Raw genomic sequence first — 17134 nt, forward strand, 5'->3', positions numbered from 1 at the left:
ATGAAGACGGCGTAGTCGTTTATTGTGTTTGACAATAGTCGTTAATGATGTTCCCTTTTTCTAAGTAATTATGCGAAAGATGCTGTTGTTCCATCTGGGAGGGACTCAGTTAGATTGATTACTGTATAATACCACTTACAAATGATAAAATAAATTTAAGTTTAATTTATCATAATAAACAAAAAATTAAGGATGAGTGCCATTGAACATCATACAGCTTCAGTATTTCATTGATTCAGCTGAGTCTGGTTCGTTTACAGAAACCGCCAAAAAACATGGGATTACCGTTCCCGCCGTCAGTCAATCCGTAAGCCAGCTAGAGAATGAATTAGAATCTACGCTGTTTACCCGTTCCAAAAAAGGGATTGCTCTTACACAGGATGGGTTTAAAGCCATGAAATATGCACGTACCATTCTAACCAACGTCCGAAATATGAAAAATGAGCTCTCGAAGTCGAATCCCATCAATGCAGGAAATATCGTGATCGCGACGATACCAGGGATGGTTTCATTAGTTACCAATACGACCATTACTTTTATGGGGATCTATCCTCATATTAATGTTCAACTGCTGGAGGGAGATAATACAGCGGTCATGAATCAGGTTATGAAAGGGGAAGCGGATATGGGTTTCGTATCCTTGTCGCGCGAGAGTCAGGACGAATCTTTCACATGGGAGCCTGTAATTCGCGGGGAGGCTGTCATCGTTGTGAATAAGCACTCACCATTGCGATTTTTAACGGCCATAACAGGTTCTGAATTACATAATGAAGTTCTCGTTATATATAAAGACGCTTATATTGAGAAGATTGCAGCGGAGTTGATTTCCGGAGATACAGGGAACCGAATTGCGTTAACGACCAATAACACCCAAGCCATCATGCAAATGGTGAGCCGCGGCAATGCCATTACGATCGCAACGGATTACATTGTGACTACAATGCCAGAGAATTTCAAGAGCGAGGTTGTCACGATACCGATCGGGAAATACAAGAAGTACCCCAATTATTTGTGGCGGATAACGAAGAAGGATGTGGAGGTGTCTACGATCATTAAGGAGTATACGCAGCATTTGTTTGCGAATTTGGAGTGAAAGGTTATCCCCCAAAAGTAATAACCACATTCCCCTTTTTCCGCCCTGTATCCACATACCTGTGAGCCTCGGCCAGCTGTTCCAACGGATAGCATCGATCGATCACTGGTCTTATTTTTCCCGTCTCAAAAAGCTCTGCGAGAAACACAAGATTTTCTTTCTTCTGCTGCAAGCCCGATGCCGTAAATTTGGCTTTTTTGCTGCCGAACTTTGAAGTCCAAAGCATGTGAAGCATAATACCCAGTGTTGGAACCGTGGAGAGATAGACACCTCTTGGGGAAAGCGAGCCCCTGCATTGTGAGAATGAACGCTTGCCTATCGCGTCGAAAATCACGTCATAGGTCTGACTGTTTTTGGTGAAATCCGCCTTCGTATAGTCAATGATCTGGTCGGCTCCCAGTGATTTCACTAGCTCTACGTTCGTGGAACTGCACACCCCCGTAACTTCTGCCCCGAAGTACTTAGCCAGTTGTACAGCGTAAGCCCCTACAGATCCGGAAGCGCCATTGATCAATACCTTTTGTCCACGTTGGATATGTGCTGTATCTCTAAGAAATGTCAACGCGGTTAAGCCGCCATCACAGAGACCTGCAGCCTCGTCATAGGTCGCATTGGCCGGTTTCAGGCTAACCGTTTTATCTTCCGGCAGACACATGTACTCTGCGTAGGTCCCGAATGTTGTAGGGCTAATGCCAAAAACGTGGTCGCCTGTCTTGAATGACTTCACATCTTTGCCCACTGCATCAACTTCACCGGCTAACTCCACGCCTAATATCATATGTTTCGGTTTGCTTAGACCATACATCAATCGGATGATAAAGGGGTCAGCCTTGCGAAAGGCGCAGTCCGAAGGCGTTACGATGGCTGCATGTAGTTTAATCCGCACTTCATTGTCCTTGGGGGTCGGCTTTGCTACCTCATTGAGCTGAAGAACCTCGGGTGTTCCGTACTTTGTACATACAATCGCTCTCATTAGAATCCCTCCTGGATAGTAGTTGGACGTTGTCACACCTGTTCATCCTCGATGAAAAATACTTCTTCCAACGGTAACTTGAAGACGCGAGAAATGCGAAAAGCTAATTCCAAAGAAGGGGAGTATTTGCCCTGTTCGAGGGCTACGATGGTCTGCCTTGTCACCGCGACTTTATCTGCTAACTGCTGTTGGGTCATTTCATCCTGGTTAAAACGTAATTTCCGTATGTGATTGCTAATCAGACTTTTGCCCATCTTAAACTCCTTTCCGATAATGGTAGAGCTGTGTGAATACACCAGCCATCTCAGATAGAAATCCTGAGAATATAAGAATGATGAACATGGTAGAAGGTGACATATCCATGACCAGGGATCCCATTGCTAGAAGAAAGCCAAGCGTAAACACATAGTGGGAATTTCTTGTGGCTTTCAAATCAATTAACTTGTCGAGTTCATCGGAGAAGGAGGGTTCCACTTCCTTGGTCGTTATGCGGTAGATGATATTGAAGATAATGGCGATGATGATTTTGGCTACAATGGACACTGGGATTAAAATTAAAATGGCAGCCGCCCAAAAGTGGAAGGTTTCTGTCGTGTCCATGCTCGTATCCTGAACCTTTTGAAATACATACAAACAATAAAAACCGAAAATCAGCAAAGTGCTTATGAACGAGACGATATGCTTTTTCTCTTGATAGGACATCGTTCCATGCCTCCTGTATGTTCATTTTTACCTTTGGTAAAATATTATATACATAATGTAACGTATAGTATACATGAAGTCAACTTCACAATACACCAAATGCGAAATATTTTTAACGAAGATAAGTGAAAGTTCAAAAAGAGATTAGTAAGGCCATGAAGTGTTATAATCGCGGTAGACTGAAGCAGGTAAAAGGGGATAGCCATGAGCGTAATTCGTTTGGAGAACGTCACGAAGAAATATGAAGACGCTATGATTTTTCGCGATATTTATTTTAAGGTGAGTCAAGGTGAGCGAATCGGCCTAATTGGACGGAACGGTGCCGGGAAATCGACGGTTTTTAAGCTAATTATGGGTAAGGAAGAGCCTACGTCAGGCAAAGTAGAGGTTGATCCCCAGATTAAAATAGGATACTTCTCGCAATTTTCGGAAATGACCGGAAGCTTGTCTGTTCAGCAAGAGCTGGAAATGTGTTTTGAGCAAGTTGCTCTTATCGAACGAGAACTGCAGGAAGTTGGAGAAAAGTTGGGTCTGGTCACCGATGATGGTGAAATGGACATGCTGCTGACGAGGCAGGCTGAGCTATTTGAGCAAATGGAGCATTTGGACGGGTGGAACGTATCCGTTGAGATTAACACGGTGCTTACGAAGTTAGGCTTCAATGAACGGTCGCGGCATCAGCCTATTGATGAATTGTCCGGCGGTTGGAGAAACCGTGCCGCGCTTGCCAAAATGCTCATAGAGCTGCCTGATGTTGTCCTGCTGGACGAGCCAACCAATTACTTGGATATCGAAGGTATCGCTTGGTTGGAGCAGTGGCTTTATCGGTTCAAAGGCGCGATGATTCTGATCTCCCATGACCGAGAATTCATCGACAAAGTGGTCACGCAAGTAATCGAGATCGAGAACTATCGTTTTCAGGAATACGAGGGGAATTACACCGACTATATCCGCAAAAAGAAAATGCGCAAAAAGGAGCTCGACCGCCAATTTGAGTGGGAAGAAGAGCTGCTCCTCATGGAGTCGGAAGCCATCGACAGCCGCACCAGCAAGAAATCGTCCAAGGACCGTCTCTCGCGTCAGCTAGCGGATAACAAAAAACGGATTGAACCGCACCCGGTAAACGTGCTGATCACGGATATTTATGAGCGCCTGCGTTTTCCGGATGAGCTGTGTGAAGTGAAGCAAATTGGCCAGACTTACGAAGGTCGGACTATTTTCCAGAACGTAAGCTTCGATATTCAAAAAGAAGACCGCCTAGTCATCGTGGGTCCGAACGGAAGCGGGAAATCCACGCTCATTAAGGTACTTACGGGTCAAGAGAAGCCGGAGTCCGGCGAGGTTATCTGGGAAAAAGGTGTCAGCTACGCGTACTTTAACCGGATGTGGGAGGAGCTTAATCCAAAGGATACCGTTAGTCACACGGTGAATACATACGGTTTGGGACTGGACGCCCCACGGAAAAAGGTGAACAAATTCCTAGCCATGCTGCAATTCTCGGAGATGGATCTGAGCAAGTTCATCGGGAACCTGTCTGGCGGGCAGAAGGCAAGGGTCGCGCTAGCGAAATGTCTACTCTCCGGCGCGGCGGTCATCATCTTGGATGAGCCGACGAATCATTTGGACTTAATGAGCATTCAAGTCATGGAACAGGCATTGATTCATTTCCCTGGCGCCGTCATAACGGTAAGCCATGATCGGTTCTTTATTGATAAAATCGGCACGAAAATGCTGACATTTGATCCGACGACAGGGGTAAGTGAGCAGAATTTATAGGAGCAGGCGAAGTGGACAGAAGAGGGTTAGGCCTGTTGTCATCGAAGCGGAATAAGGTCTAGGATTTCATATGTGACATGGAAAAAGGCAATAACAGTTTCGAGTAATCGACCTGTTACTGCTCTTTTTTGTTTTATAAGACGCTACTAGTTAGCCTTACCCGTGTTCTTTCAAAACAGAGGTCTTGGCGCTCTCCTCTACCTTCCTCAAGTTGTTCCAGTTCACGAGAACAGTTCCTGTGATAATCGTAAGGACGCCAAGACCCATGACCCATGTGAAAGTCTCGCGATAGAAGATCACGCCAACCGCAAGGGCGATGGGGGGCGATACATAGAGCCAGGTCGAGGGAAAGACCGGATTGGTCTTTGCGACAAGCCAATAGAAGAGGCTGTGCCCGACCATCGAGCCGATGATGATGAGATAGAGAAGCGAACCGATAGCGTTCGGTTTCAACAGGTTTTGGACGTGGATATGCTCGGTGAATGCCGACAAAATCAGCAGCAGTAAGCCGCCAAACATCATTTGGGCAGCATTTAATCCGATAGGTGACGTGCCCGCGAATCGCTGAATGACGTTTTTAGAATAAAGCGCGCCTGATGCATAGCAGATCTCGCCAATCAGTATACCTAGGCAACCGATGATTGCAAATTTGTTAGTGGAGATACTGACATTTGGAAGCAGGAGCAAAATAACTCCGCCGAATCCGATCATGCAGCCCCAGAGTGAACGGAGCGTCGTCTTATGCCTCATCACTGTGGTCTGAAGAATGAGAATCATAAGCGGTCCAGTAGCTGATAGCACGGCGGCGATGCCAGAGTCGATATATTGTTCGGCCCAGTATAACGTCGAGAACGTACCGAAAGTAAGCAGCATCCCGTTAAGCAGCATTTCTTTGCGTAAAAGCAGCGTAAACCGTGCTTTTCCTCGCCAGACGGTCCAGACCAATAAGATCAAGCCAGCTACGAAAAAGCGCAAGCCTGCTGAGAAGAAAGGCGGTGTGGATGCATCCATCCCTACTTTGATCGCCAAAAAAGTCGTGCCGAAAATGATACATACGAGTAAGTAGTTAAAAAGAATCATAATTGCTCCCCCTCTTGTTAGGTAATCATATAAGAAGATGAGTAGAACAGATTGTGCCGAACAGAACAGATTGGAAGCGTAATAGGGTATAATGCAGAGAAAGGATGAGAGGGGAGAGCGAAGTATGAGCAAGGGGAGTTCAACGCAAAAGAATGGCGGATTTCTGTTTAGGAAAGTGTACGATCACCTGCTAAGTCGGATTGAGCGCGGCGAATGGAAGGCGCATGACAAGCTTCCCTCTATTCGGTCTCTAGCTGAAGAATTGCAGGTTCATCGGCTCACTGCTTTTCGTGCCTGCCAATTACTGAAACAGAACGGCAAAGCCTATGTGAAGGACAAATCGGGGTACTATATAAGTCCACATACGCCGGGGCTGGAGCCCTTGGGATTCGTAGAAAGCCATCCCAGCCCTGCACCAGGCCACTTGAAAAATGACTTATCCCAGATTCAGCAGCTCCCAGCCCTGTATCAATTTTCACAAGCGCTGATTGATCCGAATTTGCTGCCTAATCTTTTTATGTCGGAGCATGTGAAGCAGGCTTTCGATATGTATCCGAAGGTCATGGGCACTTACTCTACCGTGCAAGGGGATGAGGAACTACGGACTTTTCTATGCAGGTATATGGAGAAATCGCTCCGTGTCCCGTTAATGGTGAGTGAAGTGGTCGTAACAACGGGCGCTCAGCAAGCGATTGATTTGTTATCGCGGGTGTTTATTAGGCCGATGGATGCCATTCTAGTGGAGAGACCGACGTATAGCGTCGCTATCGATATTTTTCGGAATCAGGGGGCACGAATTTATGCCGTTGATATTCATCCGGGCGGATACGACTTGGAGCAGGTTGAGATGTTTATGGCAAAAGTCAAACCACGCTTCTTCTATATGAATCCAACGTTTCATAATCCGACTGGTTACACCGTGCCGCCAGCTCAACGCAAGCAGCTTGTCGAGCTGGCAGAGCGATATCAATGTCTGTTGATCGAAGATGATGCGTTTCGCGAAATGTATTTCGACCAGCCACCTCCACAGCCACTGTTTTCCTATGATACAGAAGGGTGGGTCGTATATCTCCGCTCCTTCAGTAAATACATAGCACCTGGCTTACGTATTTGTGCCGTGATTGGCAGGCGATCGGTGATCGAGCCCTTGCTCATTGCCAAATCGCTAGCGGATAACGGAACGCCACTCCTGAATCAAAAGATTTTCCTACACTACTTCAAGTCGGAACGCATGCAACAGCATCTAGAGAAGCTGCGCATCGCCCTCCAAATTCGAAGAGATATCGTGGAAGATGAATTAGCGGAGAGCGGATGGGAATGGGCTCAGCCACAAGGCGGTCTGAACCTGTGGTTGAAGCTCCCAACGCATCTTTCTGTAAAAGCCTTGCAGGCCGAAAGCCTTCGGCACTCGATTTCCTTCGTACCCGGGGTTATTTGCGATCCCATGCTAGAAATGGATGCGTTCATCCGAATAAGCTATTCCTTCATTAATGAAGGACAATTGCGAGAGGGCGTTAAGCGACTCGTGCAGATCGCCCAATCGGTCACCTAAGTTTCCAAGTCTATAAACGCACTAGGATACTGTCGAATGTAAGCCGCTATGCCCTGATGAGCGCGAGATCATTTGCGGCCAGAAGCGGCTGGAGTCGGAGCGGGTGCCTCTCCTTAAGGCGGGGATCATACAATAGCGCTAGTCTCCTAAGCCAAATCCAGCTCCAAGACAACCGGACAATGATCGCTTCCCAGGATGTCACACGCAATTGATGCCTCGATAATCTTAGGTGCTAAGCGCTCTGACGCGAGGAAATAGTCAATCCGCCATCCCACATTCCGAGCGCGAACGCCTGGCATATTAGACCACCAAGAATACACATCCGTTCGCTCGGGGTACAAGTGTCGGAACGTATCGACGAAGCCTGCTGCCAGCAAGTCGGTCATCTTGCCACGCTCCTCGAGGGTGAATCCGGAGTTGTTGTGATTGCCTTTGGCATTTTTCAAGTCGATCTCATGATGGGCGACGTTCAAATCCCCGCATACCAATACAGGCTTGACCGCATCTAATCCGATCAAATAGTCACGAAACCGGTCCTCCCACTCTAACCGATAGGGTAATCTGGATAAATCACGTTTGGCATTCGGTGTGTACACCGTCACAAGGTAAAAGTTCTCGAATTCCAAGGTCAGGATGCGACCTTCCGGTTCAGAATCTTCTTCGATGCCGTAACGGACAGAAAGTGGCTCCACTTTCGAAAAGACAGCCGTACCAGAGTACCCTTTCTTCTCTGCGTAGTTCCAATATTGCTTATAACCCTCGCCGAGGTCGAGGTCGATCTGTCCCTCTTGCAATTTCGTCTCCTGCAAGCAAAATAGGTCAGCATCAACCTCTTTAAAATAATCCGTAAACCCTTTATTCACGCAGGCTCGTAAGCCATTTACATTCCACGATACGAGTTTCATTGTCGGTTCTCCTAGCTCTCAGCTATGATTTTATAATCTAAAAACCAGTGTACCACATGTTCGCTCTATAGTTCTTCCACTATTGCGGTATCTTATTTGGGATCGCCAGCGCATACAAGCAAAAACCACTCTAAACCATCCATTCCCTCTCACATGTCGGTCCCAGGGTGTAAGTGATCAAAATGCTGAAACAAAGGATACCAGCCCCCCCCCCATTTCCTCAACAAAATGAAAAAACGCCCTCTCGCCAAATTGGCAAAAGGACGTTCCTCGTCTCTGAGCATAGTATAGCAAATCCTCCAATATAAGAAAATACCATACCTGTTCATCAAGATTATTGATTTAATATCGCTCGCAGCCCATGCTATACTTTGTTTATCCAACTAAACGTATCGGTTTAATACATCAACTGTGAAAGTGAGGGTCCCCCAATGACCAACATATATAATAATTTAACAGAACTAATTGGCAACACACCGCTGCTTGAGCTCTGGAATTTCAATAAACGACAAGAGCTAGAAGCACGAATTGTTGCGAAACTGGAGTATTTTAACCCGGCGGGAAGCGTGAAGGATCGCATTGGCTACGCCATGCTGAAGGATGCGGAACGCAAAGGGAAAATCAATCAAGACACCGTCATCATTGAGCCGACGAGTGGAAATACGGGCATCGGCCTTGCCTTTGCGGCTGCTGCCTTGGGCTACCGGTTGATCATCATTTTGCCGGATTCGTTCAGTGAGGAGCGCCGCAAAATTGTCAGAGCGCTAGGCGCAGAGCTTGTGCTCACGCCAGCCGCCGAAGGCATGCAAGGGGCGATTCGGAAAGCAAAGGAACTAGCTGCTGAATTGCCTAACTCGTATATCCCGCAGCAATTTAGCAATCCAGCCAACCCCGACATTCATCGCACAACAACAGCGGAAGAAATATGGCGAGATACGGGTGGGAAGGTTGATATTTTCGTAGCAGGCGTCGGTTCAGGGGGAACCATTACTGGTGTCGGAGAGATTTTGAAGCAGCGACATTCCGATGTTCAAATTGTTGCTGTGGAACCTACAGATTCGCCTGTACTTTCAGGCGGCACACGTGGCGTGCACCAGATTCAAGGTATCGGCGCTGGTTTTGTGCCGGATAATTTCAACCGTGCTGTCGTGGATGAAATTATCACGGTAAGTAACGAACAGGCGATGGAGACGGCACGCCAATTGGCCAAGAGCGAAGGGCTTCTCGTCGGTATTTCATCGGGAGCAGCAGCATACGCAGCGGTCCAGTTAGCAAAACGACCTGAGAATAAAGGGAAGACGATCGTCGTCATCCTACCTGATACCGGTGAGCGTTATTTGTCGTCGACCCTTTTTTCGGAACTCGAATAGGTGAATGTAAGAAATCCAGGAGACTATGGGATCATCTCATAGTCTCTTTCAGTTCGGGCAGAAGCCCGGTGTCTTGGCGCAAAGGAGCTTCGCATACTTCGGATCGAGCTTAGCCAACTCGTTGAAATAACCGCTAACGGCATGATTACCTGCAAACGAGCCTGTCGGAAATACGAGTTCGACGGCTTTTTTTACATGAATATAGTGATAGAGATCACCCGTACGAGGCGATTTATATACAAGAGGGGGCAGTGAAGGAACCATATCGTTACGATTATACACGCGATAGTGGGGCCCCGTTTTACGATTATATTGATTGGCGAATGTCGGATTACCGACCCGTGGAGAACCGAAAGTATACACGGACGGATCCTTATACTTGGTGTTCGTTGCCAAATCGGCAGCACATAAGGTGGCGAGCGATCCGCCGAGACTATGCCCTGTCAGGTAGAGCTGTTTTTGTGCAGATAATTTCGTCATGGCCGATAAGATCTGTTTGCGAGCAGATTGATAAATATCGAGAAACCCTTGGTGAACAAGACCGCCTTCCTTGGCATAAGGGTACTTAGTCTGTCTCGCAATGGCATCGGAAATCCAATCCGAGGTGGTCGTTGTGCCTCTAAACACGATCGTAATTTGACTATCGGTTTCCGTAATAAAGCCGAACAACTCCCGTCCGCTGAGGAACGAGGTTGCTGTGAAGGAAGAAACAATCCGATAGTTAGCGGGCAAAATAACGCCTTCCGTCCCTTGTTCCAGTTGGGTATAGCTCTGACCGCACATCGCCGCGAGGCGAATGGCAGTTCGCGTATCCATAGAGTTGCTGAACATGATTCCATGCCTCCACAGCCAGGATAAGTTATACCTATTCATATGAAAATATTGGATGCCCGTCCTCCGACAACTGCCTATTTGTGTGAGGTTTCAGGTATAATAGGCACAGAAAGGTGGAGAAGACATATGCTAAAACGCTTTTTCTCGTACTATCGCCCTTATAAGCACTTATTTATTTTGGATTTTACTTGTGCGGTGGTGGCAGGGTTGCTGGAGCTCGGGTTCCCGCTGGCCGTCAATCAGGTTATCGATAAATTGCTTCCTGCTGGGAATTGGGCGTGGATTATTTGGGCTTGCGTAGGATTGTTGGCCGTCTATGCGCTGAATACACTGTTGAACTTTATCGTCACGTATTGGGGGCACAAGCTGGGGATTAATATAGAAACGGATATGCGCAAAAAGATGTTCAACCATCTGCAGAAGCTGAGCTTCCGGTTCTATGACAACAATAAGACAGGTCAGCTCATGTCGCGTATGGCCAACGATTTACTTGAAATTGGTGAGGTAGCCCATCATGGTCCGGAGGATCTGTTTATTGCCGTGATGACACTCATTGGCGCACTTCTGCTTATGCTGCAAATTAATGTGAAGCTTGCTTTGCTAACGTTCGTCATTGTGCCGTTTTTATTATGGATTGCGGTGTATTTTAATCAGAAAATGACCAAAACCTTCCGTCGCATGATGGGTGATCTCGCCGATATTAATGCAAGAGTCGAAGATAACATCGGCGGTATTCGTGTGGTACAAGCTTTTGCGAATGAAAGACATGAAAAGAAGTTGTTCGAGGTGAATAACGGTCGATTTCGATTGACGAAGCTGGCGTCCTATAAAATCATGGCGTGGAACATTTCCTTAAGCTATATCTTAATGCGTTCCGTTACCGTATTCGTACTCATCTGCGGGACATGGTTTGTTATCGATAAGCAAATTTCCTATGGCGAATTTATAGCCTTTGTTCTATTAACGAATGTGTTTCTTGGGCCGATTCAGAAAATCAATAACGTCATTGAAAGCTATCCGAAGGGAATCGCTGGATTCAAACGCTATGTGGAAGTCATAGACACCGAGCCTGAGGTTGCGAATCACCCGAATGCGATCAAGGTCGATCATCTCGAGGGTCAAATTAAGTTCAACTCTGTATCCTTCGGTTATGGGGACGAAGCCCGCGTGTTGAATAACATTTCCTTGTCCATACGAGCGGGTGAGACGGTCGCTTTCGTCGGTCCATCCGGGGCAGGGAAGACGACCATCTGCTCCCTGCTGCCTCGCTTCTATGATGTGAGCGAAGGCAGCATCGCAATTGATGGACTCGATATCCGTAATATCGAGCTAGAATCGCTGCGCCGCCAAATCGGCATCGTGCAGCAGGATGTGTTCCTGTTCTCCGGCACGATGCGGGAGAACATCGCGTACGGCAAGCTAGGCGCGACGGATGAGGAGATCTGGAATGCTGCGCGACGCGCGCAGCTGCAGGGGTATATCCAGTCCCAGCCGAAGGGACTGGATACGGTGATCGGAGAGCGCGGTGTCAAGCTCTCCGGTGGGCAGAAGCAGCGCCTCGCGATCGCGCGCATGTTCTTGAAGAATCCGCCTATACTCATCCTAGATGAGGCGACATCAGCGCTGGATACCGAGACCGAAGCGGCGATCCAGCAATCCTTGGCGGAGCTGTCGAAGGGCCGCACGACGCTCGTCATTGCTCATCGACTTGCGACAATCAAGAACGCGGACCGCATCGTCGTTGTAACGGAAGAAGGCATCACTGAGCAAGGTGCGCACGAGGAGCTCATCGCTGCCCGCGGTGTTTACAGCCGACTGTATCATGCGCAGTTTAGCTCTTAAGGTTAGGAAGCTTCCCCCTCACGGTTACTTGTGAGAGGTGGAGGCTTTTCTTTTTTTTAGTAAAATGTACTAGTCCTGCCCAAAACCTTCATGCTAAACTATGACAATACGACGACTATTTTACCTAAGGTAAATAATAAATGAGGTGGCACGGATTGAAGTCAATAGGACGATGGCTACTGCTAGGTGCGATCACATTGATCGGTATTTTCTTGCTTAGCAATATCAGGCAGATGTTCTTGGCCGTTCAGCCGGATCAGATCAAAGTGACGGTCAATTCGAGTATTAGCATTCAGAAGCTAAGCGAAATGCTGCCAGGCAGTAAGATTTTGAATGAGAAAAATGGTCTATTAGAGGTTCCCTACGGCAAGTTCTGGGAGTATCAAGGAACGGCGATGACGATCAAAGGCGTGTTGCGATCATCAGTTGTTCCACTGGAGGCGCCTATTATATCTTGGCGTTATTATGGCTATACCGTCATAGATCAGCTGAAAGGATTCCTACACGGCGATTTTGGTAAATACCGCGATCCCTATACACGCAAGGAGGTTGCGATGACGCAAGCGATCCCTATCATGCTGATGAAAACCTGCACGTATTTCATACCTGGCTTGTTGCTTGCGATCGTACTCAGTATGCTATTTGCCCTCTGGGCTTCGATATCAAGGAGAATCGGCCTTGCACTGGATGGTATTCATGCGCTGCTTGTCGGATTACCGGACTTTTTCCTGATTGTTCTTATTCAATTGGGAGCAATTTACGCCACTAGGCTTCTTGGGCATTATGTGCTGCTGATTGTTCAAGTGGGGGACAGAACGCCATTCCTCATTCCCTTCCTTACGATTGCCTTGATTCCGTCCGTGACGATTTATGGGACACTGCGTGTTGCGATAGCACGGGAACTTGGGCGGGATTATGTCGTAACTGCACTTGCCAAAGGGTTAACCCGGCGAGAGGTACTCTTTTCACATGTGCTGCGTAATGTCATGGAGGATGTGCTAGCGATTTTACCTAGAGCAACAACATTGGCATTAGCCAGTATGGCGGTCGCTGAGGCTATTTGTGGGATTGGTGGCTTAGGAGGCTTCATCATATTGCCAATTTACCAGGGGATCACCTCGATGTCCGCAATCTGCGTCGTGCTTGGTTTGGTTGCGATGGCTTTTCATATCCTGTATGCCCTGTTAAGGAAACGTTTTGTGGTACGTGCGGAGGAGGTGGCTAGACCATGAGAAAACGTCATTCTGCCGCTTTTTATGTATCCATCGCTTTTCTGGCCATATTCCTGCTTGTGATGGTGTTCGGGTCCTGGTTGAAGCCGCATGGCATCTCGCCAGAGGACAAAATCAATATGATCCAATACCAAGAAGACGGCAAAACAAGATACAAAATCCCGCCTTATGCGCCAAATAGTACCTTCTTACTTGGGACCGATCATCGGGGCTTCGACATGCTCAGTTTATTATTGAATGGGCTCAAATACACGTTAGGTACTGCCCTCGCGTTAACCTTGCTTCGCTTTGCAGTGGCGTTGCCTTGGGGATTGTGGAGCGGGATGACGGGCAGGGGACGAGGATTTCTCCGATCCTTACAGTGGGCGGTTGCCGCTGTGCCGGCATTTATTTTCCTCTACCCACCGCTGGCGGGGATGTACTACGGTCTTAGGCTCGATCTCGGGACCAAAGCTGACCCACACAACAAACTCTTGTTCAGCATTACCTTCATTATTTTAATTACACTGATCGGCATGTTCCCTTTGGCTCATCAGATTGCAGATCGGACACGCTATTATAGTGGCAAAATGTTCATTGAAGCGTCCCGTCTCATGGGCGGTTCGTTCTGGCATCGGACGCTTAAGCATATCTTCCCCTCGATGAGAAATGAAATGATGTTCATTTTCTTAAGCGAGTTCATGCAGGTGCTCTTCCTGCTCGGGCAGCTGGCCGTATTCAATATCGTCCTCGGCGGTACGGAAACGATTGGCGACGAGGAAGCCGGCTTCCAGATCACCATCAGCACATCCGGTGAATGGCTGTCTCTGATCGCCTATGGAGCACGTTACATTCGTCTGCATCCGTGGATTATTCTCAGTGCGGGTACAAGCTTTGCAGCGCTGTTCCTCTCCCTGCAATTTTTCTTGAATCAGCTCAAACGCCGCTATGGCGAGGAACGGCAGCTGATGTAACAGAGTCGAGCGTCCATCCGGAATAGGATGGGGCTCGGCTTTTTTTGTCGTTGTCTGAATGTGAACCAGCAAATCATGTAGTATTTTCCAGTTGTTTTCCTTTTCAAGTGATATTTCGAGAAATTAAATGTAGTTTTTCCATGGAGTTGACGGGAGAGGAGGGGGTAGTTAGGACAGGCAGATAGTTAGTTTTATCATAAAACTCATAATGAATGTTAATATGGTATATATTATGTGTTATAATATTGAAAAAAAGGAGGCGACCTAAACATGGAGGACAAACAGGACAAAACCAAACGGCTCTCTGTGTATTTGCCGGAGAAAGTGAAATCAGATCTGGAGCAAATGGCGGATGACACAGGCTTGTCGATGACACAGCTGATCGTCATGGCGACGCAGGGGCTGCTAGCAAATTACGCCGCGCAGGGCGGAGCGATTTTTGCCGATTTGTTGTCGGCTAGACACCGAATTCTCCACGAAGTGAAGGAGAAGCAGGTGCTACTGGACGAGGAAAAGAAGAGCATGCAAGCCTACTACGGTGCACGAGCAGAGGAATATGAGCGGATTTATCACCGCGAAGATGCGGAGTTTGGGCAAGAGCTGGCACTTCTGTCCGATATCATTAAGAAGCAGGTGGAGGGCCGCCGAGTGCTGGAAATCGCTTGTGGCACTGGCTATTGGACACAAATTGCTGCGGAAACCGCGTCGCAACTTGTTGGGGTAGACATACGCCCAGAAGTGCTGCGAATCGCGGAGTCGAAGCGATGGTCGAAGGGGAATGCTACCTTTATCGAAGGGGATGCGTATGAGCTATCCGAGATCCAAGGGGAGTTTGATTACGGGCTGGCGAATTTCTGGTTCTCGCACATTCCGCACAATCGGATCGACAACTTTTTACAAGGCTTCCATAAGCGATTGGGCAGCGGTGCGCAGGTTTTTATCGCGGATAACGTCTATGTTCCGGGAAGAGGCGGAGAGTTGATCAGCCATGCGGATAGCGAAGATACTTACAAAAGACGTGAACTAGCCGACGGCTCCAAGCACGAAATTCTCAAGAACTATTTTACCTACGAAGAGCTGAATGACATCTTTCGGCCGTTATCCCAGCATTTGCGCATCTTCGTGGGGGGGAGCTTCTGGTACGTGAGCTATACAGTAAAATAGCCGGATGTCCAAATCCACCTTAGTGCCCCGATGTAAATTTCAGCCCGAGCACACCGACCAAGATCAAAACCATAAACAAGATACGAACTAAACTAATCGGTTCATCAAGAAAAAGAGTGCCAATGATAATCGCGCCGACGGCGCCGATTCCTGTCCATGCCGCGTAGGCTGTTCCGATCGGCAACGTTTTCGTAGCCGAAGCTAAGAAATAAAAACTTACGATCATCCCAAAAATCGTGACGACAGTGGGGACAAGCCGTGTAAATCCGTTGGAAAATTTCAAGGAGATGGCCCACACCACCTCAAAAACACCTGCAATGACTAGGAATAACCATGCCATGGGTTCTCACTCCTTCATGCCTGCGATCTATGTCGTTAGTGCCACAAAAAACAAAGAAAAGCCCGAGAGTCTCGCATTACTGCGTTAGACTCCCGGGCTTTTCTCCCTCCGTGACCACAGCGTATTCGCTGTGTGTTTTCCCTCGGACCAGCCGGCGCATACACGCCTCGGAACCCTAGAAAACGACATGCCGTAATTATAGGATGGCTCACATCTGATGTCAAGTTACACATAATGGCTGTCTGTTCTTACTTCGTTTGGATGCATCCCTGCTGTTCGCTCTGCTCTCGATTATATCTCTGTAATCCGATCTTCATCCGATTGCTATGTAACAACTTCTCAATCCTCCAGCGCAATCCCATTCAGCGCCACATGCGCCCGGAACATATCCATGCCATCCGGCTGCTCCTGCTCGGGTACCCAAGTGCCTGGTTCCCAAATGTTCGACAGACAGATTGAGTGCTCGGCTGCAATGCACGAAGTATCCCTGTACCTCGACACCACCAGCGGCGATCGGTGACTTGCTATTCAGCTGCATCGTAGCCAGTAACTCCTCATCCTTCGTCAGCCAGGCGCGACCATTGATGTACGTTTAGTATACGCGGATATCCCCGTTCAAATGAATGAAGCCCCGCAAGCCGCTCTTACGAGCAGAGCTTGCAGGGCTTCATTCTGTGCCGAGAATATTACTTGGATTCAGCAGTTAGTTGATTGTAGATATCATCCCACAGAACACGTCGGGCTGATACATACCGCTTCGCATAATAGGATTCGCTCAACTTATTCTTAACAACACCTTGATTGGTAGCGGAGTGAACGAATTCACCATCACCGAGGTACATCCCTACATGCGAGATGCCGCTGCCATCTGTGTTGAAAAATACAAGATCGCCCTTACGAAGTTCACTTTTGTCAATCCAGTAGCCTTCTTTGTTTTGTGATTTGGAGCTGTGCGGAATGTCGATGCCGAACTCACCGAACAAGTAGGACGTGAAACCAGAGCAATCAAATCCATTGGTTGTGGTTCCTGCCCATTTGTAGGGAGTTCCTAGGAGCTCGTCTACCTTGTTGTCCATATCGGACGCAGCGAAAACGCTTCCTACACTCATACTCAAAAACAAAACAAGACTAAATACAAGAGCAACAATCTTCTTCAACTGCTTGTCTCCTTCCGGTGCCTACGAGGTTAGCTGGAGGGTTCGGTTGAAGGTTCCCTATGATCCCTGTCTTGCAAGATCAATTCACCCGGAGTGGTTCCCCCGTTTCCCCATAAACTGAGGAATTCGGCATGAAATATTTGGTTTTTTTGATGCTAGTC

At 47.8% G+C, this 17134-nt stretch carries 17 protein-coding genes and 2 riboswitches; of the genes, 8 read left to right on the forward strand and 9 right to left on the reverse strand.

Going from position 1 to position 17134, the window contains the following annotated elements; genetic code table 11:
* Nucleotides 1–202: 202 nt before the first annotated feature.
* A complete protein-coding gene (locus tag AC58P7_RS17310) occupies nucleotides 203–1093 on the forward strand; it encodes a LysR family transcriptional regulator (RefSeq protein WP_497344948.1) in 891 nt (296 codons plus the stop codon).
* A 4-nt stretch (nucleotides 1094–1097) separates the two neighbouring features.
* Here AC58P7_RS17310 and AC58P7_RS17315 read toward each other — a convergent pair whose 3' ends face one another.
* The 3 genes from AC58P7_RS17315 to AC58P7_RS17325 are packed head-to-tail and all read right to left on the reverse strand — an operon-like array spanning nucleotide 1098 to nucleotide 2768.
* Nucleotides 1098–2066, reverse strand: a complete 969-nt coding sequence (locus AC58P7_RS17315) for an NAD(P)-dependent alcohol dehydrogenase (protein WP_497344950.1) — start codon at nucleotides 2064–2066, stop codon at nucleotides 1098–1100.
* Between the two features lie 32 nt (nucleotides 2067–2098).
* Nucleotides 2099–2320, reverse strand: a complete 222-nt coding sequence (locus tag AC58P7_RS17320; RefSeq protein WP_497344952.1) for a helix-turn-helix transcriptional regulator — start codon at nucleotides 2318–2320, stop codon at nucleotides 2099–2101.
* A gap of 1 nt (nucleotide 2321) precedes the next feature.
* The gene (locus AC58P7_RS17325; protein WP_497344954.1) at nucleotides 2322–2768 is read right to left on the reverse strand and encodes a hypothetical protein; all 447 of its coding nucleotides are present in this window, start codon (nucleotides 2766–2768) and stop codon (nucleotides 2322–2324) included.
* A 204-nt stretch (nucleotides 2769–2972) separates the two neighbouring features.
* Between AC58P7_RS17325 and AC58P7_RS17330 the strand changes: the two genes are divergently transcribed.
* On the forward strand, nucleotides 2973–4544 hold the full coding sequence (locus AC58P7_RS17330) for an ABC-F family ATP-binding cassette domain-containing protein (RefSeq protein ID WP_497344955.1): 1572 nt from the start codon (nucleotides 2973–2975) through the stop codon (nucleotides 4542–4544).
* Between the two features lie 156 nt (nucleotides 4545–4700).
* On the opposite strand, the gene AC58P7_RS17335 is transcribed toward AC58P7_RS17330, so the two are convergent.
* The gene (locus AC58P7_RS17335) at nucleotides 4701–5624 is read right to left on the reverse strand and encodes a DMT family transporter (protein WP_497344957.1); all 924 of its coding nucleotides are present in this window, start codon (nucleotides 5622–5624) and stop codon (nucleotides 4701–4703) included.
* Nucleotides 5625–5748: 124 nt separating this feature from the next.
* On the opposite strand from AC58P7_RS17335, the gene AC58P7_RS17340 reads away from it, so the two are divergent.
* Nucleotides 5749–7176: an aminotransferase-like domain-containing protein gene (locus AC58P7_RS17340; RefSeq protein ID WP_497344959.1), complete on the forward strand. Its 1428-nt coding sequence runs from the start codon at nucleotides 5749–5751 to the stop codon at nucleotides 7174–7176.
* Nucleotides 7177–7322: 146 nt separating this feature from the next.
* Here AC58P7_RS17340 and AC58P7_RS17345 read toward each other — a convergent pair whose 3' ends face one another.
* Complete coding sequence (locus AC58P7_RS17345; protein WP_497344961.1) at nucleotides 7323–8081, reverse strand: exodeoxyribonuclease III; 759 nt, start codon at nucleotides 8079–8081, stop codon at nucleotides 7323–7325.
* 431 nt (nucleotides 8082–8512) lie between these two features.
* On the opposite strand from AC58P7_RS17345, the gene cysK reads away from it, so the two are divergent.
* Nucleotides 8513–9451 carry a cysteine synthase A gene (gene cysK / locus AC58P7_RS17350; RefSeq protein WP_497344963.1) on the forward strand — a complete coding sequence of 313 codons (939 nt, stop codon included), beginning with the start codon at nucleotides 8513–8515 and terminating at the stop codon, nucleotides 9449–9451.
* A gap of 48 nt (nucleotides 9452–9499) precedes the next feature.
* On the opposite strand, the gene AC58P7_RS17355 is transcribed toward cysK, so the two are convergent.
* Nucleotides 9500–10267 (reverse strand): lipase family protein, encoded by a 768-nt coding sequence (locus AC58P7_RS17355; protein ID WP_497344965.1) that lies wholly within the window; start codon nucleotides 10265–10267, stop codon nucleotides 9500–9502.
* 144 nt (nucleotides 10268–10411) lie between these two features.
* Here AC58P7_RS17355 and AC58P7_RS17360 point away from each other — a divergent pair, with 144 nt between their 5' ends.
* From AC58P7_RS17360 to AC58P7_RS17375, 4 genes are all read left to right on the forward strand, one after another.
* A complete protein-coding gene (locus AC58P7_RS17360) occupies nucleotides 10412–12127 on the forward strand; it encodes an ABC transporter ATP-binding protein (protein ID WP_497344967.1) in 1716 nt (571 codons plus the stop codon).
* Nucleotides 12128–12282: 155 nt separating this feature from the next.
* Entirely contained in the window at nucleotides 12283–13359 is a 1077-nt protein-coding gene (locus tag AC58P7_RS17365) for an ABC transporter permease subunit (RefSeq protein WP_497344969.1), read from the forward strand.
* The gene (locus AC58P7_RS17370; protein WP_497344971.1) at nucleotides 13356–14312 is read left to right on the forward strand and encodes an ABC transporter permease subunit; all 957 of its coding nucleotides are present in this window, start codon (nucleotides 13356–13358) and stop codon (nucleotides 14310–14312) included. The genes AC58P7_RS17365 and AC58P7_RS17370 overlap by 4 nt, the downstream gene beginning before the upstream one ends.
* A gap of 270 nt (nucleotides 14313–14582) precedes the next feature.
* On the forward strand, nucleotides 14583–15476 hold the full coding sequence (locus AC58P7_RS17375) for a methyltransferase domain-containing protein (protein WP_497344973.1): 894 nt from the start codon (nucleotides 14583–14585) through the stop codon (nucleotides 15474–15476).
* A 19-nt stretch (nucleotides 15477–15495) separates the two neighbouring features.
* Here AC58P7_RS17375 and sugE read toward each other — a convergent pair whose 3' ends face one another.
* From sugE to AC58P7_RS17390, 3 genes are all read right to left on the reverse strand, one after another.
* Nucleotides 15496–15816 (reverse strand): quaternary ammonium compound efflux SMR transporter SugE, encoded by a 321-nt coding sequence (sugE, locus tag AC58P7_RS17380; RefSeq protein WP_497344975.1) that lies wholly within the window; start codon nucleotides 15814–15816, stop codon nucleotides 15496–15498.
* An 87-nt stretch (nucleotides 15817–15903) separates the two neighbouring features.
* Nucleotides 15904–16006, reverse strand: a riboswitch (guanidine-I (ykkC/yxkD leader).
* Nucleotides 16007–16155: 149 nt separating this feature from the next.
* On the reverse strand, nucleotides 16156–16317 hold the full coding sequence (locus AC58P7_RS17385) for a hypothetical protein (protein ID WP_497344977.1): 162 nt from the start codon (nucleotides 16315–16317) through the stop codon (nucleotides 16156–16158).
* A 185-nt stretch (nucleotides 16318–16502) separates the two neighbouring features.
* A complete protein-coding gene (locus AC58P7_RS17390; protein ID WP_497344979.1) occupies nucleotides 16503–16973 on the reverse strand; it encodes a C40 family peptidase in 471 nt (156 codons plus the stop codon).
* Nucleotides 16974–16976: 3 nt separating this feature from the next.
* Nucleotides 16977–17115, reverse strand: a riboswitch (cyclic di-AMP (ydaO/yuaA leader).
* Nucleotides 17116–17134 lie beyond the last annotated feature (19 nt).

The organism is Paenibacillus sp. J22FR5 (assembly GCF_059691975.1).